Annotated in this window: 22 protein-coding genes; 12 read left to right on the top strand and 10 right to left on the bottom strand. The window is 71.7% G+C overall.

Features of this window, described 5'->3' with window-relative positions; translation table 11 throughout:
• Positions 1 to 18: 18 nt before the first annotated feature.
• The gene (gene hutI / locus ACKUU6_RS20325) at positions 19 to 1,164 is read left to right on the top strand and encodes an imidazolonepropionase (RefSeq protein ID WP_407989986.1); all 1,146 of its coding nucleotides are present in this window, start codon (positions 19 to 21) and stop codon (positions 1,162 to 1,164) included.
• Between the two features lie 61 nt (positions 1,165 to 1,225).
• Here the strand turns inward: hutI and ACKUU6_RS20330 are convergent, their stop codons facing one another.
• Positions 1,226 to 2,734 (bottom strand): peptide MFS transporter, encoded by a 1,509-nt coding sequence (locus ACKUU6_RS20330; protein WP_407989987.1) that lies wholly within the window; start codon positions 2,732 to 2,734, stop codon positions 1,226 to 1,228.
• Between the two features lie 318 nt (positions 2,735 to 3,052).
• Between ACKUU6_RS20330 and ACKUU6_RS20335 the strand changes: the two genes are divergently transcribed.
• Together ACKUU6_RS20335 and ACKUU6_RS20340 are read left to right on the top strand one after the other, a co-directional pair.
• A complete protein-coding gene (locus tag ACKUU6_RS20335) occupies positions 3,053 to 3,727 on the top strand; it encodes a response regulator transcription factor (protein WP_184918861.1) in 675 nt (224 codons plus the stop codon).
• 16 nt (positions 3,728 to 3,743) lie between these two features.
• Positions 3,744 to 5,006 (top strand): ATP-binding protein, encoded by a 1,263-nt coding sequence (locus tag ACKUU6_RS20340; RefSeq protein ID WP_407989988.1) that lies wholly within the window; start codon positions 3,744 to 3,746, stop codon positions 5,004 to 5,006.
• A gap of 9 nt (positions 5,007 to 5,015) precedes the next feature.
• On the opposite strand, the gene ACKUU6_RS20345 is transcribed toward ACKUU6_RS20340, so the two are convergent.
• Positions 5,016 to 5,543: a GtrA family protein gene (locus tag ACKUU6_RS20345; RefSeq protein ID WP_407989989.1), complete on the bottom strand. Its 528-nt coding sequence runs from the start codon at positions 5,541 to 5,543 to the stop codon at positions 5,016 to 5,018.
• A 196-nt stretch (positions 5,544 to 5,739) separates the two neighbouring features.
• On the opposite strand from ACKUU6_RS20345, the gene ACKUU6_RS20350 reads away from it, so the two are divergent.
• The 3 genes from ACKUU6_RS20350 to ACKUU6_RS20360 are packed head-to-tail and all read left to right on the top strand — an operon-like array spanning position 5,740 to position 8,372.
• Entirely contained in the window at positions 5,740 to 6,897 is a 1,158-nt protein-coding gene (locus ACKUU6_RS20350; protein WP_407989990.1) for a 5-(carboxyamino)imidazole ribonucleotide synthase, read from the top strand.
• On the top strand, positions 6,894 to 7,418 hold the full coding sequence (gene purE, locus ACKUU6_RS20355; protein ID WP_407989991.1) for a 5-(carboxyamino)imidazole ribonucleotide mutase: 525 nt from the start codon (positions 6,894 to 6,896) through the stop codon (positions 7,416 to 7,418). The genes ACKUU6_RS20350 and purE overlap by 4 nt, the downstream gene beginning before the upstream one ends.
• Before the next feature lie 21 nt (positions 7,419 to 7,439).
• Positions 7,440 to 8,372 (top strand): TAXI family TRAP transporter solute-binding subunit, encoded by a 933-nt coding sequence (locus ACKUU6_RS20360; RefSeq protein WP_407989992.1) that lies wholly within the window; start codon positions 7,440 to 7,442, stop codon positions 8,370 to 8,372.
• Here the strand turns inward: ACKUU6_RS20360 and ACKUU6_RS20365 are convergent.
• From ACKUU6_RS20365 to ACKUU6_RS20375, 3 genes are read right to left on the bottom strand one after another with little or no spacing between them, the layout of a single operon-like run.
• Complete coding sequence (locus ACKUU6_RS20365; RefSeq protein WP_407989993.1) at positions 8,366 to 9,685, bottom strand: sensor histidine kinase; 1,320 nt, start codon at positions 9,683 to 9,685, stop codon at positions 8,366 to 8,368. The genes ACKUU6_RS20360 and ACKUU6_RS20365 overlap by 7 nt on opposite strands.
• Positions 9,685 to 10,347, bottom strand: a complete 663-nt coding sequence (locus tag ACKUU6_RS20370) for a response regulator transcription factor (protein WP_407989994.1) — start codon at positions 10,345 to 10,347, stop codon at positions 9,685 to 9,687. The genes ACKUU6_RS20365 and ACKUU6_RS20370 overlap by 1 nt, the downstream gene beginning before the upstream one ends.
• A gap of 9 nt (positions 10,348 to 10,356) precedes the next feature.
• Positions 10,357 to 11,679, bottom strand: a complete 1,323-nt coding sequence (locus ACKUU6_RS20375; RefSeq protein ID WP_407989995.1) for an MFS transporter — start codon at positions 11,677 to 11,679, stop codon at positions 10,357 to 10,359.
• Positions 11,680 to 11,801: 122 nt separating this feature from the next.
• Between ACKUU6_RS20375 and ACKUU6_RS20380 the strand changes: the two genes are divergently transcribed.
• Positions 11,802 to 12,977: a dipeptidase gene (locus tag ACKUU6_RS20380; RefSeq protein WP_407989996.1), complete on the top strand. Its 1,176-nt coding sequence runs from the start codon at positions 11,802 to 11,804 to the stop codon at positions 12,975 to 12,977.
• 34 nt (positions 12,978 to 13,011) lie between these two features.
• Complete coding sequence (locus tag ACKUU6_RS20385; RefSeq protein WP_407989997.1) at positions 13,012 to 13,818, top strand: DUF1028 domain-containing protein; 807 nt, start codon at positions 13,012 to 13,014, stop codon at positions 13,816 to 13,818.
• Positions 13,819 to 13,839: 21 nt separating this feature from the next.
• Here ACKUU6_RS20385 and ACKUU6_RS20390 read toward each other — a convergent pair whose 3' ends face one another.
• Entirely contained in the window at positions 13,840 to 14,241 is a 402-nt protein-coding gene (locus ACKUU6_RS20390; RefSeq protein WP_407989998.1) for a CoA-binding protein, read from the bottom strand.
• 29 nt (positions 14,242 to 14,270) lie between these two features.
• Positions 14,271 to 15,614 carry a UDP-glucose dehydrogenase family protein gene (locus ACKUU6_RS20395; protein WP_407989999.1) on the bottom strand — a complete coding sequence of 448 codons (1,344 nt, stop codon included), beginning with the start codon at positions 15,612 to 15,614 and terminating at the stop codon, positions 14,271 to 14,273.
• 156 nt (positions 15,615 to 15,770) lie between these two features.
• Between ACKUU6_RS20395 and ACKUU6_RS20400 the strand changes: the two genes are divergently transcribed.
• Both ACKUU6_RS20400 and ACKUU6_RS20405 read left to right on the top strand, forming a co-directional pair.
• Entirely contained in the window at positions 15,771 to 16,895 is a 1,125-nt protein-coding gene (locus ACKUU6_RS20400) for an LCP family protein (RefSeq protein WP_407990000.1), read from the top strand.
• A gap of 123 nt (positions 16,896 to 17,018) precedes the next feature.
• Positions 17,019 to 18,182: an acyl-CoA dehydrogenase family protein gene (locus ACKUU6_RS20405; RefSeq protein WP_407990001.1), complete on the top strand. Its 1,164-nt coding sequence runs from the start codon at positions 17,019 to 17,021 to the stop codon at positions 18,180 to 18,182.
• Positions 18,183 to 18,185: 3 nt separating this feature from the next.
• On the opposite strand, the gene ACKUU6_RS20410 is transcribed toward ACKUU6_RS20405, so the two are convergent.
• On the bottom strand, positions 18,186 to 18,659 hold the full coding sequence (locus ACKUU6_RS20410) for a serine O-acetyltransferase (RefSeq protein WP_407990002.1): 474 nt from the start codon (positions 18,657 to 18,659) through the stop codon (positions 18,186 to 18,188).
• Between the two features lie 150 nt (positions 18,660 to 18,809).
• Between ACKUU6_RS20410 and ACKUU6_RS20415 the strand changes: the two genes are divergently transcribed.
• Positions 18,810 to 19,406, top strand: coding sequence for a hypothetical protein (locus ACKUU6_RS20415; RefSeq protein ID WP_407990003.1), 597 nt, complete (start codon positions 18,810 to 18,812; stop codon positions 19,404 to 19,406).
• 2 nt (positions 19,407 to 19,408) lie between these two features.
• Here the strand turns inward: ACKUU6_RS20415 and ACKUU6_RS20420 are convergent, their stop codons facing one another.
• Positions 19,409 to 20,467, bottom strand: coding sequence for an LCP family protein (locus ACKUU6_RS20420; RefSeq protein ID WP_407990004.1), 1,059 nt, complete (start codon positions 20,465 to 20,467; stop codon positions 19,409 to 19,411).
• A gap of 87 nt (positions 20,468 to 20,554) precedes the next feature.
• Positions 20,555 to 21,853: an LCP family protein gene (locus ACKUU6_RS20425; RefSeq protein ID WP_407990005.1), complete on the bottom strand. Its 1,299-nt coding sequence runs from the start codon at positions 21,851 to 21,853 to the stop codon at positions 20,555 to 20,557.
• A 325-nt stretch (positions 21,854 to 22,178) separates the two neighbouring features.
• Here ACKUU6_RS20425 and ssuE point away from each other — a divergent pair, with 325 nt between their 5' ends.
• Positions 22,179 to 22,733 (top strand): NADPH-dependent FMN reductase, encoded by a 555-nt coding sequence (gene ssuE, locus ACKUU6_RS20430; RefSeq protein WP_407990006.1) that lies wholly within the window; start codon positions 22,179 to 22,181, stop codon positions 22,731 to 22,733.
• Positions 22,734 to 22,875 lie beyond the last annotated feature (142 nt).

The raw sequence follows: 22,875 nt of genomic DNA on the forward strand, positions 1-22,875 counted from the left end.
CATCCGAAAGGCCGTCCCGTGAGCACCCTGATCACCAACCTCGGTTCCCTGGTCACCAACACCGGCACCCCCCTGACCGACGCCGCCGTGGTGATCGACGGGGACCGGATCGCCTGGGTCGGTGCGGCCGCCGCCGCCCCGGAGGCCGACGACCGCTTCGACGCCGGGGGCCGGGCGATGATCCCCGGCTTCGTCGACTCGCACGCCCACCTGGTCTTCGCCGGCGACCGCACCGCCGAGTTCAACGCCCGGATGAGCGGCCAGTCGTACACCGCCGGCGGCATCAGGACCACCGTCGCCGCCACCCGCGCCGCCACCGACGCCGAGCTGGAGGCCAACCTCACCCGCTTCGTCGGCGAGGCCCTCCGTCAGGGCACCACCACCATCGAGTGCAAGTCGGGCTACGGCCTGACCACCGCCGACGAGGCGCGCGCCCTGCGGATCGCGGCGCAGCACACGCCCGAGACCACGTACCTCGGCGCCCACGTGGTGGCCCCGGAGTTCAAGGACGACCCGGCCGGGTACGTCGAGCTGGTGACCGGCGGGATGCTGGACGCCTGTGCCCCGTACGCCCGGTGGGTGGACGTGTTCTGCGAGCAGGGCGCCTTCGACGGCGACCAGGCACGGGCGATCCTGACCGCCGGGGCGAAGCGCGGGCTGATCCCCCGGGTGCACGCCAACCAGCTGCACCACGGCCCGGGCGTGCAGCTCGCGGTCGAGCTGGGGGCGGCCTCGGCCGACCACTGCACCCACCTGACCGACGCCGACGTGGACGCGCTGGCCAACGGCGACACCGTCGCCACGCTGCTCCCCGGCGCGGAGTTCTCCACCCGGGCGAAGTACCCGGACGCCCGCCGCCTGTTGGACGCCGGCGTCACCGTCGCGCTATCCACGGACTGCAACCCGGGCTCGAGCTTCACCAGTTCGATGGCGTTCTGCATCGCGGTCGCGGTCCGCGAGATGGGCATGACCCCGGACGAGGCGGTGTACGCCGCCACGGCGGGCGGCGCCCGTGCGCTGCGCCGGACGGACGTCGGCCTGGTGGGGGAGGGCGCGCGGGCCGACCTGCTGCTGCTGGACGCGCCCTCGGCCGTGCACCTCGCGTACCGTCCTGGCGTCCCGCTCACCGCCGCCGTCTGGCACGGCGGCGTCCGCAAGGTCTGAGCACGCGGAGAGGGCCGGTACCCCGACGGACGGGGTACCGGCCCTCAGTGCTGAGCAGGCGTCAGTGCACGTCGCCCATCAGCTTCACGACCTTCTTGCGGTACATCGTCAGCGCCACACCGGCGAGGACCGCCAACAGGCCCTGCGAGGCGAAGTACCAAGTGCTGCCCGTGGCGTCGCCGACCAGCAGCTGGATGACGGCGGCGGTGCAGTCGCCCGCCGTGACGGCGAGGAACCAGATGCCCATCATCTGGCTGGCGTACTTGGCCGGTGCCAGCTTGGTGGTGACGGAGAGTCCGACCGGGGAGAGGGTCAGCTCGCCGACGGTCTGGATCAGGTAGACCAGCGCCAGCCAGAGCGGGGTGACCTTGGCACCGCCCGAGGCGGCGGCCATGGCCAGCATCATCACCAGGAAGGAGCCGCCGATCATCAGCAGGCCGAAGGCGAACTTCACGGTGGTGGACGGGTTCTTCCGGCGGCGGGCCAGCCAGACCCAGAGCCACGCGAAGACCGGGGCCAGCGCCATGATGTAGAGCGGGTTCAGGGACTGGAACCAGCTGGTCGGGAAGTCGAAGCCGAACAGGCTGGAGGAGGTGCTGTCCTCGGCGAACAGGTTCAGCGTCGAGCCGGACTGGTCGTAGATCATCCAGAAGATCGCGGCGGCGACGAAGAACCAGATGTAGCCGCTCATCTTGGACTTCTCGTCCGAGGTGAGGTCCTTGTCCCGGCGCAGCCGGGCGAAGTAGAACACCGGGATGGCGATGCCCGCGATCGAGAGCGGCCAGATCAGCCAGTCGACGCTCAGGCTGCCGGTCAGCGCGACGCCGGCGTAGAAGACCACGGCCACGGCCAGCCAGAGACCGGCCTTGCGCAGCACGGCCCGCTTCTCCGCAGCGGGCATCGGCGAGGTCACCACACTGCTGCGCTCGCTCAGGTGGCGGCTGCCGAGCAGGTACTGGATCAGGCCGACCGCCATGCCGACGCCGGCCAGTGCGAAGCCGAGGTGCCAGTTGACCTTCTGGCCGACGGTGCCGATCACCAGCGGGGCGAAGAAGGCACCGGCGTTGATGCCCATGTAGAAGATGGTGAAGCCACCGTCACGGCGCGGGTCGTTTGGACCCTCGTACAGGTGGCCGACCATGGTGGAGATGTTGGCCTTGAGCAGGCCGGAGCCGATCGCGATCAGGCCGAGCCCGGCGAAGAAGGTCGCCTCGGGCGGCAGGGCCAGCGCGAAGTGGCCGAGCATGATGATGCCGCCGCCGATCGCCACGGTCTTCCGGGCGCCGAGGAAGCGGTCCGCGATCCAGCCGCCGGGGAGGGCGAGCAGGTAGACCATGGCGTTGTAGACGCTGTAGACGGCGGCCGCCGTGGCGGCCTGCATGCCGAGCCCGCCCTTGGAGACCTCGGCGGCCATGTACAGCACCAGCAGGGCGCGCATCCCGTAGAAGCTGAACCGCTCCCACATCTCCGTCATGAAGAGGGTGGCGAGTCCGCGGGGGTGCCCGAAGAAGGTGGGGCCGCTGCTGGTGGGGTTCGGCGCGGTGCCGACGTCCAGAGTTGTTGACGCCATGAGTGGGGGTTCCTTGTGGCGGCGGAGGCAGGGACCAGAACACTGTACGTGGCGCTATCTGGGGACAAGTGCCCATTTCCGGCGAATGTCCGAGTAGGGAGAAACGCCCGCGAGGGCCGTGGATCCATGGTCGCACCGGGATGCATCCTCTTAATCGCATACTATCCGGGCGAATTTCCAGCGATTGCATGATCAAGCCGAAATCACGTCGACGGACCGGGCCGCCCCGCCGCTCACCTTCTGTGAACTACTTCACAGCGCGGACCGGCAAGGCGAAGCCCATCAACGTCGCGTCGCGGGCGGACTACCATCTGCCACATGACCTGTGTGCTGCTGGCTGAGGACGACCCGGCGATCTCCGAACCGCTGGCCCGTGCGCTCCGACGGGAGGGCTACGAGGTGCTCGTCCGCGAGGAGGGCCCCGGGGCGCTCGCGGCCGGGCTCACCGAGGACGTCGACCTGATCGTGCTCGACCTCGGGCTGCCCGAGATGGACGGCCTGGAGGTGGCCCGCCGGCTCCGCGCCGAGGGCCGGACCTGTCCGGTGCTGGTGCTCACTGCCCGGGCCGACGAGGTGGACACCGTGGTCGGCCTGGACGCCGGCGCGGACGACTACGTCACCAAGCCGTTCCGGCTGGCCGAGCTGCTGGCTCGGGTCCGGGCCCTGCTCCGGCGCGGCAACGTGGACCAGCTGACCACCGGCGCACACGGCGTGAAGATCGACATCGAGTCGCACCGCGCCTGGCTGGGGGAGGAGGAGCTGACCCTCTCCGCCAAGGAGTTCGAGCTGCTCCGGGTGCTGGTCCGGGACGCCGGACGGGTCGTCACCCGCGAGGAGATCATGCGTCAGGTCTGGGACACCACCTGGTGGACCTCGACCAAGACGCTGGACATGCACATCTCCTGGCTGCGCAAGAAGCTCGGCGACGACGCCGCCAACCCGCGTTACATCTCCACCGTCCGCGGAGTCGGCTTCCGCTTCGAGAAGAACTGACCAGGGGTCAGTCCGCGTGAAGCGCCGGATGATCAACTCCCTGCTCGGCGTGGTCCTGGTGATGGTGGTGGTGTTCTGCGTCCCGATCGCCCTGATCGAGAAGCAGTCCATCGTCAACGCCGCCGACGCCCGGGTGGACGCCCAGGTGGTCCGGGTGCTCGGCCTGGTGGAGAGCCGGCTCGCGGCGCAGGAGCCGATCACCGGCGAGAAGTTCACCGCCCAGCTCCCCGAGGGCGGGTACGTCACCATCGCGGTGCCCGGGCAGCCGGTGCTGGCGATCGGCACCCCGCCGTCGGCGCCCGTGCTGAGCGTGACCGAGACCGGCGCCGATGGGGAGACGGTCACCGTGGTGCAGTCCCGGCGCGGGGTGGACCACGAGATCGCCAACATGCTGCTGCTGCTCGGCGTGGTCGCGCTGCTCGCCGTCCAGGCGGCCGTCGCCCTCGCGGTCTGGCAGGCCAAGCGGCTGGCCCGGCCGCTGGTCGACCTGGCCGAGACCGCCGAACGGCTCGGCTCCGGAGACCCGAGGCCTCGGGACCGCCGGTACGGCGTGCCGGAGCTGGACCGGGTGGCCGAGGTGCTGGACGCCAGCGCCGAGCGGATCGCCCGGATGCTCTCCGCCGAGCGGCGGCTCTCCGCCGACGCCTCGCACCAGCTCCGCACCCCCCTCACCGCGCTCTCGATGCGGCTGGAGGAGATCAACACCCAGGCCAGCGAGCCGGACACCGTGAAGGAGGAGTCCACCATCGCCCTCCAGCAGGTGGAGCGGCTCACCGACGTGGTGCAGCGGCTGCTCACCAACCAGCGCGACCCGCGCAGCCCCACGGCGGTGGTCTTCGAGCTGGACGAGGTGATCACCCAGCAGCTGGCCGAGTGGAGCCCGGCCGTGCGCGGCACCGGCCGCACCCTGCGGGTCGAGGGCCTGCGCGGCGTACGGGTGCTGGGCACGCCAGGGATGGTCGCGCAGGTGCTGGCCACCCTGATCGAGAACTCGCTGATGCACGGCGCCGGGACGGTCACCGTCCGGGCCAGGCCGTCCGGCCGGTCGGTGGTGGTCGAGGTGCAGGACGAGGGCCCTGGTGTGCCGACCGAGCTGGGCAACCGGGTCTTCGAACGAGCCGTCAGCGGCCGCAACTCCACCGGCATCGGGCTCGCGGTGGCCAGGGACCTGGCCGAGGCGGACGGGGCTCGGCTGGAGCTGCTCTCGCTCCAGCCGCCGGTCTTCGCGCTCTTCCTGACCCGGGCGGACGAGGACAGCGAGGAGACCGAGGAGGTCTGAGGGGCGGCCCTACTTCACGTACTGCGGCTGCTCGGCGGCCAGCACCAGGGCGGGCTCGGCGGGCGCGGGAACGGCGGCGGGCCCGGCCAGCTCGGGCAACGCCTTGAAGACCCAGGTGCGGTAGGAGAGGAAGCGGAACACGGTGCCGATGCCGAGCCCGACCGTCTTGGCGGCGAGCACCTGCAGGTGGCTGTCGAAGCCGAAGCCGTACTTCGAGAGGGCGATGATCCCGGTCTCGATCAGCATGCCGATGCCGCTGAACAGCAGGAACAGCGTGATCTCCCGCTTGCGCGAGCTGGCGTCGCGGTCCTTGTACAGCCAGTAGCGGTAGCCGAGGTAGTTGCCGGCGATGGCGACCATGGTCGCCGCGATGTTGGAGCGCAGGGTGGCCAGCCCGAGGCCGTTGATGCAGATCCAGAAGACGGCGAAGTTGACCACCACGCCGCTGAGGCCGACCAGGCCGAACTTGAGCGCCTCACCCGAGATACCGCGGAGCTTCTGCGTCAGCGAGGGCTTCGGGCCGGTCATGCTCGTCATCCGCGGGTCTCCAGTGTGTGCCGACGAAAACGGTGCTCGCGTGGGCTGCTTCGCAAGCACATCATCCGACAGTGTGCTTCGGGCCCGGCCATTCAGGCTACTCGCTCCCGGCGGGCGCCCGTCGCGGCCCGCCGCACCCGTCCCAGCGGTGCCGGCTGGTGCACCACCCCCGACCGGCCCGGATATCCTGGGCAGCGTGACTTTCGCGGGCAATGCAAATTTTCCAGTGGTGGGCGTGATCGGCGGCGGGCAGCTCGCCCGAATGGCGCACCAGGCGGGCATCCCGCTGGGCATCCGCTTCCGGCTCCTCGCCGACACTCCTCAGGACTCCGCCGCACAGGTGGTCTCGGACGTGGTGCTCGGTGACTACCGGGACCTCGACACGCTGCGCCGCTTCGCGGCCGGGTGCGACGTGATCACCTTCGACCACGAGCACGTGCCGACCGAGCACCTGCGCGCCCTGCAGGCCGACGGCATCGCCGTCCGCCCGGGCCCGGAGGCCCTGGTCAACGCCCAGGACAAGGGCGTGATGCGGGCCAAGCTGGACTCGATCGGCGTCCCCTGCCCCCGGCACCGGCTGGTCGCCGACCCGGCCGACGTGACCGCGTTCGCCGACGAGGGCGACGGCTACCCGGTCGTCCTCAAGACGGTGCGCGGCGGCTACGACGGCAAGGGCGTCTGGGTCGTCGGTGACGAGTCCGAGGCGCACGCCCCGTTCCTGGCCGGTGTGCCGGTGTTGGCCGAGGAGAGGGTCGACTTCCTCCGCGAGCTGGCCGCCAACGTGGTCCGCTCACCCAGCGGTCAGGCGGTTGCCTACCCGGTGGTGGAGAGCGTCCAGGAGAACGGCGTCTGCGCCGAGGTCACCGCCCCCGCGCCCGACCTCGACCCGGCGCTCTCCGACGAGGCCCAGCAGCTGGCCCTGCGGATCGCCGGCGAGCTGGACATCACCGGCCACCTCGCGGTCGAGCTGTTCCAGACCAGGGACGGCCGGATCCTGGTCAACGAGCTGGCCATGCGGCCGCACAACTCGGGCCACTGGACCCAGGACGGTGCCGTCACCTCGCAGTTCGAGAACCACCTGCGCGCCGTCCTGGACCTCCCGCTCGGCGACCCGCGCCCGCGCGCCAAGTGGACCGTGATGGTCAACGTGCTCGGCGGCGACTACCCGGACATGTACCGGGCCTTCCTGCACTGCATGGCCCGCGACCCCGGCCTGCGGATCCACATGTACGGAAAGGATGTGAAGCCCGGCCGCAAGGTCGGCCACGTCAACGTCTTCGGGGACGACCTCGAGGACGTCCGCGAGCGCGCCCGCCACGCGGCCGCCTACCTGCGAGGGACGATCACCGAATGACCCAGCCCCTTATCGGCATCGTCATGGGCTCCGACTCCGACTGGCCCGTGATGGAGGCCGCCGCCAAGGCGCTCGACGAGTTCGAGATCCCGTACGAGGTCGACGTCATGTCGGCGCACCGGATGCCGCGCGAGATGATCGCGTACGGCGAGCAGGCGCACACCCGGGGCCTGAAGGCGATCATCGCGGGCGCGGGCGGTGCCGCCCACCTGCCGGGCATGCTGGCCTCGGTCACCCCGCTGCCGGTGATCGGCGTGCCGGTGCCGCTGCGCTACCTGGACGGGATGGACAGCCTGCTGTCGATCGTCCAGATGCCGGCCGGAGTGCCCGTCGCCACCGTCTCGGTCGCCGGAGCCCGCAACGCCGGGCTGCTCGCGGTCCGGATCCTGGCCGCCTTCGACCCGGAGCTGACCGAGAAGATGGCCGAGTTCCAGGCCGAGCTGAACAGTCAGGCCACCGAGAAGGGCAAGAAGCTCCGCGCCAAGGTCGCGGGCTCCACCTCCTTCGGCTTCGGCAACTAGGCCCGGACAGGGCCCGGGACCGTGCCGCTGTCGCGCCGCGCGGCCCTCGCCCTGGGGGCCGCCGCGGTGCTCACCGGGTGTTCGGCGCCGTCCCCGCGCGGGGTGCTGCGGCTGGCGGCCGGTCCGGAGGGCGGGCCCTACCAGACCTTCGGCCGGCGGCTGGCCGAGGAGGTCACCCTGGCCCACCCGGGGCTGACCGTCGAGGTGCTGTCGACCGCCGCGAGTGTGCGCAACCTGCGGCTGATCGGCGAGGGCGGGGCCGAGCTCGGGCTGACCCTGGCCGACAGCGCGGCCGACGCGGTGGCCGGGGGCGGCGGGTTCGCCCGGCCGGTCCCGGTGGCCGCGATCGCCCGGCTCTACCTCAACTACCTGCACCTGGTGGTCCCTTCGGACCGTCCGGCGTCGACCGTCGGTGAGCTGGCCGGGCGCAGGTACTCGCTGGGCGCCGCCGAATCCGGCACCGCCGTGGTGGCCGAACGGGTGCTGAACGCCGCCGGGTTGAGCACGGCGGGCGCCCAACTGCTCGGCCCCGCCGAGTCGGTGGCGGCGCTGCGGGCCGGGGAACTGGACGCGTTCTTCTGGTCCGGCGGCGTACCGACCCGGGCTATCACCGAGCTGGCCGAACGGCTGCCGGTCCGGCTGGTCCCGCTGGCGGCGCAGGCGGCCGCGCTGCGTACGACGTACGGGCCGGTGTACGAGGACGTCTCGATCCCGCTCGGCGCCTACCGGCAACCGGGGCCGACCCCGACCGTCGGCACCCCGAGTTACCTGGTCTGCGCCGCCGGTCTCGACCCGGAGATCGTGCGGGCCGTCACCGAGGTGCTGTTCCGGCGCCGGGACCACCTGCAGACGCCGGACGCGCCGGGCGGGCGGCTGGACGAGCGGTACGCGATCGGTACGGGCACCGTCCCGCTGCATCCGGGAGCGGCCCGGTACTACCGCTCGGTCTACTGAGCGATCGTCAACTCGACTGTCAGGCCCTGTGGTTGGTTCGGCAGTAGGGCGAGGGTGCCGCCGCAGCTGCGGGCCAGTTCGACCGCGATGGCGAGGCCCAGGCCGCTGCCGGTGACGTTGTGCTGCTCGGGTGCGCGCCAGAACCGGCCGAGGGCGGCCCCGCGGCCGGTCTCGTCCAGTCCCGGGCCGTCGTCGGCGACCCGCAGCACCCGGCCGGTCAGCGAGACCTCCACCCGGCCGCCGGACGGGACGAACTTCGCCGCGTTGTCGAGCGCGATGTCGGCGATCCTGGCCACGGCGGCGGGCAGCGGTTCCGGGTCCGGTGCGTGCACGGTGAGGGTCAGGCCCTTGGCGGCGTACAGCTCCTGCCAGCCGGTCAGCCGCGAGAGCAGTCGGTCGGCCGGCAGCGTCTCGGGCAACCCGGCGTCCGCCTCCACCCGGGCGAGCGTCAGCAGGTCCTCCAACAGCACCTCCAGCCGGTCGAGTTCGGCCAGCACCTGTTGGTACTCGGGGTGGCCCTCGCGGGTCAGGTGCTGCTCCAGGTTCTCCAGTCGGAGCGAGAGCACGGTGAGCGGGGTGCGCAGTTCGTGCGAGGCGTCCGCGACGAAGGCGCGTTGGCGTTCCAGCGCCATCGAGATGGCGTCCGCCATGGCGTTGAACCGCTCCTCCAGGCGGCGCAGTTCGACCGGGCCGCGCACGGTGCCGATCCGGGCACCGAGCCGTCCCTCGGCGATCTCCCGGGTGGTGCGGTCGAGTTCGTCCACCGGCCGGAGCACCCAGGCGGTCAGCCTGCGGGCGGCGACCAGCGAGCAGAGCAGCGCCAGTACGGAGCCGACCGCCAGCGCGGCCCAGACCAGGGCCACCGAACGGCGGGCCGGTGCGGTGGACACCCGAAGCACCACCACTCCGGAGACCTGGTCGTCCCGCCCGGCCGGTTCGGCCACCAGCACCGAGGGCGGGCCGAACGGGGTGAGCAGCGGCAGCCCGTCCGTGGTGCGGCCGGACAGCGCCCGCCCGGCCGCCCGGTCCCCGCCGACCGGGGTGCCCGCGATCAACTGCCCGTCCCGGTCCCGGATCTCCACCGCCGTGCCGTACAGCTCCGCATACCGGGTGACCTCCGTAGTCAGCCCGGACGGGCCGCCCTCGCGCAGCGCCCGGTCGGTGAGCTCGGCGAACCGGGTGGCGTCCGCCCGGCGGGCGAGCAGCAGTTGACCGGTCCGGTGCGAGGAGTACGCCAGCGCGAGCGGTACCGCCAGCGCCGCCACCAGGCAGCCGATCAGCAGGAACTGCACCACAAGCAGCCGACGTTGCATCAGTCGACGGCCAGCCGGTAGCCGGTGGACCTGAGGGTCTCGACCAGGTGCGGGCGGCCGGTCTTGGAGCGGATGCCGGCGATGTGCACGTCCAGCGAGCGGGAGGCCGAGAGCTGGACGTCGCCCCAGAGTTCATCCAGGATCTCCTCCCGCCCGCGCACCACGCCGGGCTCGCGGGCGAGCACGGCCAGCACGTCGAACTCCCGGCGGGTGAGCGTCACCTGCTCCCCGGCCACGGTGATCCGCCGGGTCTCCAGGTCGATCCGGACGTCGCCGATCCGCACCGCCCGTCCGGCGACGGCCAGCGGCCGGGTGCCGCGCCGCACCACGGCGGCCATCCTGGCGGCCAGTTCGGCGGTCCGGAACGGCTTGGCCAGGTAGTCGTCGGCGCCCGAGCGCAGACCGCGCAGGATGTCCCGCTCCTCGGTCCGGGCGGTCAGCACGATCACCGGCACGGTGGACACCCGGCGCAGTCGGCGCAGCAGTTCGAGACCGTCCAGGTCGGGCAGGCAGAGATCGAGCAGGATGAACTCGCAGGTGTCCTTCAGCCGGAACGCGTCGTCCGCCCGCCCGGCCCGGACCACCTGGTGGCCGTGCCGGGCGAGCGCCGGGATCAGGGCGGCCGCGAGGCGGTCGTCGTCCTCGACCAGAAGCACGCGCATGCCAGCAGCCTAGGGGTTGCCGGACAGGGACCGGGCCGGGACGGCGGCCTCGGTGGCCGGCCGGGTGGTCTCGGTGAGCGCGTTGTTACGGGTCTCACGCATCGTCAGGTAGACCACCAGCGAGACTGCCGCCAGCGCGGAGACGTACCAGTAGTAGCCCGACTCGATGCCCGCGTCCTTGAACCAGAGCGCCACGTACTCGGCCGTGCCGCCGAACAGCGCGTTGGCCAGCGCGTACGGCAGTGCCACCCCGAGGGCCCGGATCTGGGTCGGGAACAGCTCGGCCTTCACCACGGCGTTGATCGAGGTGTAGCCGGTGACCAGCACCAGCGCGGTCACCGCCAGCAGCAGCGCGCCACCGAAACTGGAGGCGTGCGAGAGCGTGGTCATCAGCGGCACCGTGCCGAAGGTGGCGCCGACCCCGAAGGTGATCAGCAGCGGACGGCGGCCGATCCGGTCGGAGAGCGAACCGGCCAGCGGCTGCAGCAGCATGAAGACGGTCAGGGCGCAGAAGCTCACCAGGGCGGCGTCGTTCTTGCTCAGCCCGGCGGTGTTCGAGAGGTACTTGGTCAGGTAGGTGGTGTAGGTGTAGTACGCCACCGTGCCGCCCATGGTCAGCGCCATCACCAGGGCGAACTCCCGCCGGTGCGCCAGCAGTCGGCGCAGCGTGCCGCGCTCGGCGTCGCTGCCCGCAGCCTCGGAGTACGCCTCGGTCTCCACCAGGTTGCGCCGCAGCCAGAACACCACCGCCGCACCGAGCGCCCCGACGACGAACGGGATGCGCCAGCCGTACGAGTGCAGGGCGGCGGGCGACATGGTGTGCTGGAGCACGATCTGCAGCCCCAGGCCCAGCAGTTGGCCGAAGGTCATCGAGACGTACTGGAAGCTGGAGACGAACCCGCGACGGTCCGGCTGCGACGCCTCGGTCAGGTAGGTGGCACTGGCCGCGTACTCGCCGCCGACCGACAGGCCCTGGAGCAGCCGGGCGACCAGCAGCACCACGGCGCCCGCGTAGCCGACCTGCCCGTACGTCGGGGCGACCGCGATCAGCAGGGCGCTGACCGACATCAGCGACACGGTCAGGGTCAGGGCCGCCTTCCGGCCGCGCCGGTCCGCGTACCGGCCGAGCAGCCAGCCGCCGACCGGGCGCATGAAGAAGCCGACCGCGAAGATGCCCGCGGTGTTGAGGAGTTGGGCGGTGGGGTTGCCGTGCGGGAAGAACGCGGAGGCGAAGTAGGTGGCGAAGCTGGCGTAGACGAACCAGTCGTACCACTCGACCAGGTTGCCGACCGAGCCGCCGATCACGGCCTTCCAGGGCGTCGCTGAGGTCATGGTGGGTCTCCCGGTGTCGAGGGCTGGGGGACCGAGCGTCCACCCGGACGGGCGGCCGGGGCAGTGGCGTGGCCGAGAGCTAACCTCCGGTTAACACTGGTGTGCGGGGTAGAACTGTTGCCATGACTCCTGAGCTGCTCGACCGTGCCCGCGCCCTGCTCCGCTCCGCACCGGTGGTGGATGGTCACAACGACCTGCCGTGGGCGATGCGCGCCCAGGTGGGGTACGACCTCGACGCGCTGGACCTGACCTCGGACCAACGCGACCGGCTGCACACCGACTTCGGCCGGCTGCGGGAGGGCGGGGTCGGCGCGCAGTTCTGGTCGGTCTACGTGCGCTCGGACTACGCGGGCGACCAGGCGGTCAGTGCCACCCTGGAGCAGATCGACTTCGTGCGGACGCTGACCGAGCGCTACCCGGACCGGCTCCGGCTCGCGCTCACCGCCGAGGACATGGAGAACGCCCGCGCCGAGGGCCGGATCGCCTCGCTGATGGGCGCCGAGGGCGGACACTCGATCAACAGCTCGCTGGCCACCCTGCGGGCGCTGTACCAGCTGGGCGTCCGGTACCTGACGCTCACCCACAACGACAACGTGCCCTGGGCCGACTCCGCCACCGACAAGCCCGAGCACGGCGGTCTGACCACCTTCGGCGAGGAGGTGGTGTGGGAGATGAACCGGCTCGGCATGCTGGTCGACCTCTCGCACGTCTCCGCCGACACCATGCGGGACGCCCTCCGGGTCACCGAGGCGCCGGTGATCTTCTCGCACTCCTCGGCCCGGGCGGTCTGCGACCACCCGCGCAACATCCCCGACGACGTACTGGCCCAGCTGCCCGCCAACGGGGGCGTCGCGATGGTCACCTTCGTACCGAAGTTCATCCTGCCCGCTGCGATCGAGTGGACCGTCGACGCCGACCAGAACATGCGGGCGCACGGCTTCCACCCGTTGGAGACCACCCCCGGGGCGATGGTCTGCCAGCGCGCCTTCGAGGCCGCCCACCCCCGCCCGGTCGCCACCGTGGCGACGGTCGCCGACCACCTCGACCACATGCGGCAGGTGGCCGGGATCGACCACCTCGGGATCGGCGGCGACTTCGACGGCACCGCCTTCACCCCGGCGGGCCTGGACGACGTCTCCGGCTACCCGCACCTGATCGCCGAACTCCTCGGCCGGGGCTGGTCCGAGGCGGATCTGGCGAAGCTCACCTGGCACAACGCCGTCCGGGTGCTGCGGGACGCGGAGGCGGTGGCGGGGGACCTCCGCGCCGTCCGGCGGCCCTCGATCGTCACTCCCTAGGCACGGGTGCGGCGAGCGGCTATCGTCCGTCCGCGTGACCTTCTCCGTAGTGGCCCGTTCGGGCAGTGCCGTCGGTGTCGCGGTGGCCAGCAAGTTCCTCGCCGCAGGCGCGATCGTCCCGGCCGCCGAGGCGGATGTCGGGGCGCTGGCCACCCAGGCGACCGCCAACTTCGCCTACCGGTCGCAGGGCCTCGCCCTGCTCCGCACCGGCGTCGCCCCCGCCGACGTGGTGGCCGGCCTGACCGCCGCCGACCCCGGCCGGGCGGACCGTCAGCTCGGCGTGGTCGGCTGCTCCGGCGACGGCGCGACCTGGACCGGAGCCGACTGCCTGGACTGGGCGGGCGGCGTCGCGGGCCCCGGGTACGCGATCCAGGGCAACATCCTGACCGGCCCCGAGGTGGTCGAGGCGATGGAGTCCAGCTGGCTCGCCGGGGCCGAACTCCCCTTCGCCGAGCGACTGGTGGTCACCCTGGCGGCCGGCGACGCAGCGGGCGGCGACAGCCGGGGCCGGCAGAGCGCCGCCCTGTACGTCGCCGACCGGGGCGTCGGGTACGGCGGCCTCAGCGACACCTCGTACGACCTCCGGGTGGACGACCACCCCGACCCGGTCACCGAACTGGCTCGCCTGCTCGGCATCCACGAGACCCTCTTCGGCACCCCCGACCCGGCCACCCTGCTGAAGCTCACCGGTGACCTCGCCGCCGAGGTCAGCGCCCTGCTGACCGCCGTGGGCCAGCCCACCCTGGACCGCTGGGCCGGCGTCGAGAACCTGGAGGGGCGCCTCGTCCCCGGGTACATCGACCCGCTCGTGCTCGCCCACCTCCGAGCCACGGCCCGGTAGCCGGGCGCAGGCGCCGACCGGTCAGAGCCGTGGCAGCTCGATCGCCGGGCAGCGGTCCATCACCATGTCAAGACCGGCCGCCGTGGTGCGGGCGTATGCGTCCCGGTCGATGACGTCGAGCTGGAACCAGACCGCCTTGGCCCCCTTGGCGACCGCCTCGTCGGCCACCGCCCCGGCCAGCGAGGAGTTCACGAAGACGTCCACCACGTCCACGTCGAACGGCACGTCCGCGAGCGTGGCGTACCCGGGCTCACCCAACACGGTCTCGGCCTTGGGATGCACCGGCACCACCCGCTTGCCCGCCCGCTGCAACACCTGGGCCACCCCATAGGCGGCCCGGGCGGTGTTGTTGGACAACCCGACCACCGCCCAGGTGTCGCCGCTCTCCAGCAGGATCTTCCGTACCGTCGCGTCGTCGCTCATACCGGCTGCAACCCGCCTGCGGGAGGCGCCTATTCCACCGTCGGGCGGCCCATCGCGCGGTAGGTCCAGCCGGCCGCGCGCCACTTGGCGTCGTCCAGGATGTTCCGGCCGTCCAGGATGCGGCGTTCGGCGACCACGCTGCCCAGGACGGCCGGGTCGAGGTCGCGGAACTCCTGCCACTCGGTCAGGTGCAGGACGACGTGGGCGCCCTCGGCGGCCTCCAGAGCGGAGGTGGCGTAGGTGAGACCGGGGAACATCTTGCGGGCGTTGTCGGTCGCCTTGGGGTCGTACACCGTGACCTGGGCGCCCTGGAGCTGGATCTGGGCGGCGACGTTGAGGGCGGGGGAGTCCCGGATGTCGTCCGAGTTGGGCTTGAACGCGGCGCCGAGCACGGCGACCCGGCGGCCGAGGAAGCCGCCGCCGCACTGCTCGCGGGCGAGTTCGACCATCCGGGAGCGGCGGCGCATGTTGATCGAGTCGACCTCGCGCAGGAAGGTCAGCGCCTGGTCGGCGCCGAGCTCGCCGGCCCGCGCCATGAAAGCGCGGATGTCCTTGGGCAGGCAGCCGCCGCCGAAGCCGACGCCGGCGTTGAGGAACTTGCCGCCGATCCGCTCGTCAAAGGAGAGCGCCTTGCTGAGCTGGACCACGTCCGCGCCCGCGCTCTCGCAGACCTCGGCCATCGCGTTGATGAAGGAGATCTTGGTGGCGAGGAAGGAGTTGGCCGCGGCCTTGACCAGCTCCGCGGTGGCGAAGTCGGTCACCACGAACGGCACGCCCTCGGCGACCGGGGTCGCGTACACCTCGCGGAGCAGCGCCTCGGCCCGCTCGCTGCGGACCCCGACCACCAGCCGGTCGGGGTGCAGGGTGTCGCCGACGGCGAAGCCCTCGCGGAGGAACTCCGGGTTCCAGGCCAGTTCGGCGGCCTCGCCGACCGGGGCCAGCTCGGCCAGCCTGACGGCCAGTCGGTTGGCGCTGCCGACCGGCACGGTGGACTTGCCGACCACCAGGGTGGGGCGCTTGAGGTGTGGCGCGAGCGAGTCCAGCGCGGCGTCGACATAGGACATGTCGGCGGCGAACTCGCCCTTCTTCTGCGGGGTGTTGGTGCAGAGGAAGTGCACGTCGCCGAAGTCGGCGACCTCCTCGTACGAGGTGGTGAAGCGCAGCCGGCCGGAGGAGCCGGGGTGGCCGGGCACGTGCTTGACCAGCAGCTCGGCCAGATCGGGCTCGTACATCGGGATCTTCCCGGCGGCCAGCGTGGCGACCTTCTCCGGGTCGATGTCCAGGCCGAGCACCTCGAAACCGAGCTCCGCCATGCAGGCGGCGTGGGTCGCGCCGAGGTATCCGGTGCCGATCACCGTGATGCGGAGGGTCACGCGCTTCCCCTTAGGGTCGATCTGCTCGGGTCGGGCAGGGACCGATGCTATCCGGCGGGCGCCCTGCCGCGTAGCCGGCGGTGGCGAGGTAACGACTTCACCCTCCTCCTACCGGTTCCCGCCCGGCGGGCGGCGGTCCGGCCCGACAATGCCCGCATGAGTACCGAGGACGGGGCGGACTCCGCCGGACTGAGCATCTTCGCCGACCGTTCCGAGCAGGCCGGGGGAGCCGGGGACGGCGGGGACACCGAGGAGCCCGGGCCCCGGCGGCGGGGCCGACGGCTGCTGCTGGCGGTCCTGCTGACGGTGCTGCTGATCGCCGGCGGCTGCTCGGGCGCGGTGTACTGGACGGCCGAGCACTACGCCTCCTCGGTGACCCGGATCCCGGACGCGCTGCCCAGCCTCGCCGCATCGGAGCGCCCGAAGCCGCTGTCCAACGCCGGGGTCACCTTCCTGCTGGTCGGCCTGGATGCCAGGACCGACCCGGCCGCGCCCGCCAAGGCCCCGGTCTGGAAGGCGGGAGCGGCCCGCAGCGACACCATGATGCTGCTGCACCTCTCGGCGGACCGGAAGAACGCCTCGGTGATCTCACTGGCCAGGGACACCTGGGTGGACGTGCCGGGACACGGCAAGGCCAAGCTCAACGCGGCGTACTCGCTGGGCGGTCCGGCCCTGATGGTGCGTACCGTCCAGGACCTCACGGGCATCCCGATCGACCACCTGGCGGTGGTGGACTGGAACGGCTTCCGTTCGCTCACCGACGCGGTCGGCGGGGTGGACATCACCATCCCCAAGGAGATCGAGGGCAAGGGCGAGGCCAGGCACTGGGCGGCCGGCACCCAGCACATGGACGGGACGACCGCGCTGCTCTACGTCCGGGAGCGGTACGGGCTGCCCAACGGCGACCTGGACCGGACGAAGCGTCAGCAGAACTTCCTGCGCGCCCTGATGCAACAGACCCTCAGCTCCGGCACCCTGGGCAACCCCGGCAGGCTGACCGGCCTGCTCGGCTCGGTGGGCGAGGTGGTCAGCGTGGACGACAGGCTGAGCAACACCGACCTGTACGACCTGGCGTGGAGCCTGCGCGCGCTGCGCGGTGACGGCGTGCGGTTCATGAACGCGCCGTTCGGCGGCTTCGGCGACGAGGGCGGCCAGTCGGTGGTCTACCTGGACCAGCGGGCGGCCGGTCAGCTCTGGGAGGCGGTCCGCAACGACCAGGTCCTGGAGTACCTGGCCCAGCACCCCGGCACCGGCGACACGCTGGACGAGAACGTCCGGTGAGGGTGACCGGGCAGCCGTCACCCCGGTGTCACGCATGTCACGTCCGGGATGGGCGGGGCGGCCGCCTAGAATTGCGCTTACTTAACAGTAACTAACGTGGTCCGAATTCAAGGGGCGAGGCACATGGCGGGCAACTCCGGGGCGGATTTCGATCTCTTCCGGCTTTCCGAGGAGCACGAGATGCTCCGGGAGGCGGTGCGGTCGTTGGCGGAGGCGAAGATCGCTCCGTTCGCGGCCGAGGTGGACGAGCAGGGCCGGTTCCCGCAGGAGGCGCTGGAGGCGTTGCAGGCCAACGAGCTGCACGCGGTGCACGTTCCGGAGGAGTACGGCGGTGCGGGTGCGGACGCGCTGGCGACGGTGATCGTGATCGAGGAGATCGCGCGGGTGTGTGCTTCGTCGTCGCTGATCCCGGCGGTGAACAAGCTCGGTTCGCTGCCGGTGCAGCTGTCGGGTTCGGAGGAGCTGAAGGCGAAGTACCTGGGGGCGCTGGCGCGGGGCGAGGGGATGTTCTCGTACTGCCTGTCGGAGCCGGACGCGGGGTCGGACGCGGCGGGGATGAAGACCCGGGCGGTGCGTGACGGTGACTTCTGGGTGCTCAACGGTGTGAAGCGCTGGATCACCAATGCCGGGGTGTCGGAGTTCTACACGGTGCTGGCGGTGACCGATCCGGAGCTGCGGACGAAGGGCATCTCGGCGTTCGTGGTGGAGAAGGGCGACGCGGGTGTGTCGTTCGGGGCGCCGGAGAAGAAGCTGGGCATCAAGGGTTCGCCGACGCGTGAGGTGTACTTCGACAACGTGCGGATCCCGGCGGACCGGATGATCGGCGCGGAGGGCACCGGTTTCGCGACCGCGATGAAGACGCTGGACCACACCCGGGTGACGATCGCCGCGCAGGCGGTGGGCATCGCGCAGGGCGCGCTTGACTACGCCAAGGGCTATGTCCAGGAGCGCAAGCAGTTCGGCAAGCCGATCGGTGACTTCCAGGGCGTGCAGTTCATGCTGGCCGACATGGCGATGAAGCTGGAGGCGGCCCGGCAGCTGACCTACGCCGCCGCCGCCAAGTCCCAGCGGGTCGACGCCGACCTGACCTTCTTCGGTGCGGCGGCCAAGTGCTTCGCCTCGGACGCCGCGATGGAGATCACCGTGGACGCCGTCCAGCTGCTCGGCGGGTACGGGTACACCCGTGACTACCCGCTGGAGCGGATGATGCGCGACGCCAAGATCACCCAGATCTACGAGGGCACCAACCAGATCCAGCGGATCGTCATGTCCCGCAACCTCCCGTAGCCCTCAACTGCCTCGCAGGGCCCCGTCGGTACGGTCGGCGGGGCTCTCGCGCGTTCCGATCCGGCGGGCCGGGACGCCGGCCCAGATCTCGTTCGGTCCCGTGGAGGTGGTGAGGACGGCGTTGGCGCCGACGATGGTGCCCGCGCCGACGGTGAGCACGCCGCTCCGGCAGACGATCTTGGCGCCCGCGCAGACCAGGACGCCGTCCTCCAGCACCACCCGGCGCATCGCGCTCCGCCGCTGCGGCACCCACGGGTCGGCCCGGCCGATGGTGACGCCGTTGTAGAGGGTGACGTCCGCGCCGAGCGTGGTGTACGGGTGCAGCACCGTGCCGAAGCCGCGGTGGAACACCTGCAGCCCGGGCCCGATCTCGACGGCGGCCGGCACCTCCATCCCGTACAGCGCGAGGGCCTCCTGCACCAGGCGCCCGAACAGGCGGCTGCGGCGGCGGTAGATCAGAGCGGTCACCAGCGACATGGAGCACATTGTGGCCGCTCCGGTGCTGACGGAGGGTCAGCGCCGCGACATTGTCCCGGTGCTGTCACATCGGCGCCCTGGAGGTAACCCGCCGGGGTGGCCGCCCCGTGTACAGGTTGACCTTGTCATTCGTATCCGGGGGAACCTGCCATGAACGCTCGCCGCCTGCCCGTCGCCGCCGCCGTCCTCGCCTCCAGCGTGCTGGTCCTGACCGCCTGCGGGCCGAAGGATCCGGCGCCGGCCGGCGGCCCCGCGCTGACCGCCAGCGCCGGCGCCACGCCCACGGCGACGGCCGTCGGCACCGGCACCGGCACGGCGAAGCCCTCCGCCCCGGCCGCGTCGAAGAGCGCACCCAAGGCGAGTGCCACCCCGGCAGCGAACTGCACGGCCAACGCGGCCCAGGTCGGCCGGGTGATCGAGGCCGCCGAGGTCGGGTACGCCACCCACGTCTGGATGAAGGCCAAGGAGACCAAGTTCGTCTGCGGCCCGGACCTCCCGGGGGAGAGCTACTTCGAGGCGACCGGCGCGGTGAAGGTCTTCGAGTTCACCAACGAGGTCAAGACCTACGTGCTCGCCGACCTCAAGGAGAAGCAGCTCCCGCTGAACGACTTCATGGCCCACGCGGAGGCCTGCCTGACGAACCGGGCCTCGGTGAAGGCGCCCTACAACTGCTACGGCAACCAGTTCGCGGTCACGGTGGACGCGTCCGGCAAGATCAGCGCGATCCACGAGCTGTACCGCCCCTGAGCTCAGGACGTCGCGGGCACCGGCCGGTCGTTCTGGATCGCCTCGAACAGCTGCTGGGCGGCGTTCGGGGCCCACAGCACCGAGGAGCCGGCCGGCGTCCGGTAGTCCTGGTCGGCGATCGGCACGGTGATGGTCCGGCCGCCGGAGCCCGCCACCTTGTCCAGCTGTTGCCCGAATCGCGCCAGCGTCCACAGCGACGAGCCCTGATCCACCCTCAGGGCCCCGAGGGCGGCACTCAGGAACGGGTACAGGTCGAACGGGTTCAGCATGGTGGACGGTCTGAGCACCTCCCCGGCCAGTGCGCGCAGGAACGCCTGCTGGTTGCGGATCCGGCCGAGGTCGGAGTCGGGCAGCGCGTAGCGGGTGCGGACCAGCGCGAGCGCCTGGGTGCCGTTCAGGGTCCGGCAGCTGGCCCGCAGGTCGGCGCCGGACTTCGCGTCGACCACCGGTTGGTCCAGGCACATGCGTACGCCGCCGAGCGAGTCGACGATGCTCACGACGCCGGTGAATCCGACCTCGGCGTAGTGGTCGATCCGGATGCCGGTGTTCTGCTCCACGGTCTGCACCAGCAGGCGCGGGCCGCCCTGGGCGTAGGCCGCGTTGATCTTGTTCTTGCCGTGCCCGGGGACCGTCACGTAGCTGTCGCGCGGGATGCTCATCAGCACCGGGCCGTTCTTTCCCCGGTGCAGCACCATGACGGTGTCGGTGTTGGTCCCCGACTCGCCGCCGACGTGCAGGTCCCGCTGCTGCCGCTCGCTCAGCCCGGCCCGGCTGTCGGAGCCGACCAGCAGCCAGTTGGTGCCGGGGCCGTTGCCGGGGCGGCCGGACCAGTCGGCGACCACGTCCACGTGCCGGATCTTCCCGCCGGCCCAGAGGCAGCTGCCGCCCACCACGCAGACCAGGGCCAGCACCAGCAGCCCAGCAGTCCAACGCACGATCCGCCACCAGTTCCGGCGCCGGGGCGGCCCGGCCGGGCGCCCGCGCGGATTCAGCGAGGGCGGCAGCGGGGGTTCGGAGCCGTACGACCCCGGGGTTCCGCCGGACCGGCCAGTGCTGCTCATGCTTCCAGAGTGGGCGCGCGGCGCCCGGACGGCCGCCCCGTGTGGGCCGTCCGGATCAGGCGGACTGACGGTGGCTCAGGTCCGACGTCACTTCACCTCGGGCACCGCGCTGTCGTTCTTGAAGGCGTCAAAGACCTGCTTCGACTTGGTGGCGTCCCACTTGACCGCCGACTCGCCGGTGGGGGTGCGGAAGTCCGGGTTGGCGATCGGGACGGTCATCGACTTCCCCTCGCCGCCGGAGACCGACCGCATCGCCAGGAAGAGCGAGCCGAGGTCGCCGAGGCCCGCGTCGTCGTCCACGATCAGGGTGCCCAGGCCCGAGCTGACCATCGGGTAGAAGGTGAACGGGTTCAGCAGGGTGGCCGGCGAGGCGGCCTGGTTGGCCAGCGCGGAGAGGAACTTCTGCTGGTTGCGCATCCGGCCCAGGTCCTGGTCGGCCATCTGGTGCCGCTGCCGGACGAAGGCCAGCGACTCCTTGCCGCTCAGCGACTGGCAGCCCGCCTTGAGGTTGAGCCCCGAGTCCTTGTCGGCGATCGCCTTGTCGATGCACATGTCCACGCCGCCGACCGAGTCCACGATCCCGACGAAGCCGGCGAAGCCGATCTCGGCGTAGTGGTCGATCCGGATGCCGGTGTTGTGCTCGACCGTCTGCACCAGCAGCCTGCCGCCACCGGTGTTGAAGGCCGCGTTGATCTTCGTGGTGGTGGCCGGGACGGCCTTGCCACTCCCGTTGGTGTTGGGGTGCGCCGGGATCTGCACCCAGGAGTCACGCGGGATGCTCATCAGGGTGTTCCCGTGGTCCCCGATGTGCAGCAGCATCATCGAGTCGCTGCGCTTGCCCACGGCGGAGCCGGTGTGCAGCGCGTCCTCGTCGGCGTCGGACAGCCCCTGTCGGCTGTCCGAACCGACGATCAGCCAGTTGGTGCCCTTCCCGGCGGCCGGTCTGCCGTCGTAGGAGGCCAGCACGTTCTCGTGGTTGAGCTGGGAACCGGCCCAGAACCAGGTGCCGACGGCGGTCACCATCAGCGCGGCCAGCGTGCCGTAGACGCCGTACCTGATCTTCCGGCCGCGCGACCAGCGCCCGTTGGCGGGGCGCGGCGCGGCGGGCGGCGCGGTCGGCGACTGCGGCGGGCCGGGCGGTATCGGGGTGCCGGGAGCCCGCGGCGGCGCACCCGCAGCGGCCTGAGCGGGCACGGCCTGCGGCGGTACGGCCTGCGGCGGCACGGCCGGGCGGTGCGGCGCGGCGGCGCCGGGGCCGCGCGGGTTCAGCCCGGGCGGCAGCGGGGGCTCGTCCCGGTACGGGTTCGGCCCGCCCTCGGAGCCGTAGGACCCGTACGCGCCGCCGCCACTGCCGCCGCTCGGGCGGCCCTCCTGCCACGTGTTCATGTGGGAGAGGATGCCCGAAACCGCGGCCGTCCACCGCAGTGGGGTCTCCCACCAGGGCCCTTGTAGCAGAGTTGATGCACGTCCCGGACCGGTCGGCCGTATGTTCACGGGCCGGAACGAACCTTGACCCCTTCGAACGCCGCGTGGTCCCATGACCCCCATGGAGCAGCAACGGATTCTCACGCGGAGGCGGCACGTCGACCTGCTGCGCGTGTCCTGCTCCCTCTGTAGTGGCTGACCGCTCGCCACCCCTGCTCCCCCTCCTCTCCTCTCGCGCACCGTCGCGCGGTCAGCCCTGCCCGCTTCCACACCCCTGGGGTGCCTCATGGCCACCGTCCTGTCCGTCTCCGGCTCGCCCTCCGCCACCTCCCGCACCACCCGCCTGCTGCGCCACGTCGACGCCCGGCTGACCGGGCACGGCCACCGGGTGATCCCGCTGGAGGTGCGCAGCCTGCCCCCGGCCGCGCTGCTCTCCGCTGACCTCAGCGATCCCCAACTCGCCCGTGCCGTGGAACTGTTCGCCGAGGCGGACGGCGTGGTGATCGGCACCCCGGTCTACAAGGCCGCGTACTCGGGACTGCTCAAGACCCTGCTGGACGTGCTGCCGCAGTACGCGCTCGCCGGGAAGGCGGTGCTGCCGCTGGCCACGGGCGGCTCCACCGCGCACGTGCTCGCGGTGGACTACGCGCTGCGGCCGGTGCTGTCCTCGATGGGGGCCGGGCACATCACCCAGGGCTGGTTCGTACTGGACCGTCACATCGGCACCCGGGAGGACGGCTCGACGCTGATCGAGCGGGAGACCGAGGCCCTGCTCACGCCGGTGGTGGATGCCTTCGCGACCGCGCTGGTCCGGCAGGGCGAGCCGGTGCTGATCGGCTGATCCCTGAGACGGGCGGTGGCAACCCCTAGGGGGAGGGGGCCCGCAGCCCGTACATCGCTCGTTGGTCGGCTTCCTCCCGGCGGATGACGATCCGTTCGGACGGCGCTCCTAACGTGGTTCTTACCTCGCCACTCCACTCAGC

The sequence above is a fragment of the Kitasatospora sp. CMC57 genome, from assembly GCF_045866025.2.
Lineage (GTDB): Bacteria > Actinomycetota > Actinomycetes > Streptomycetales > Streptomycetaceae > Kitasatospora.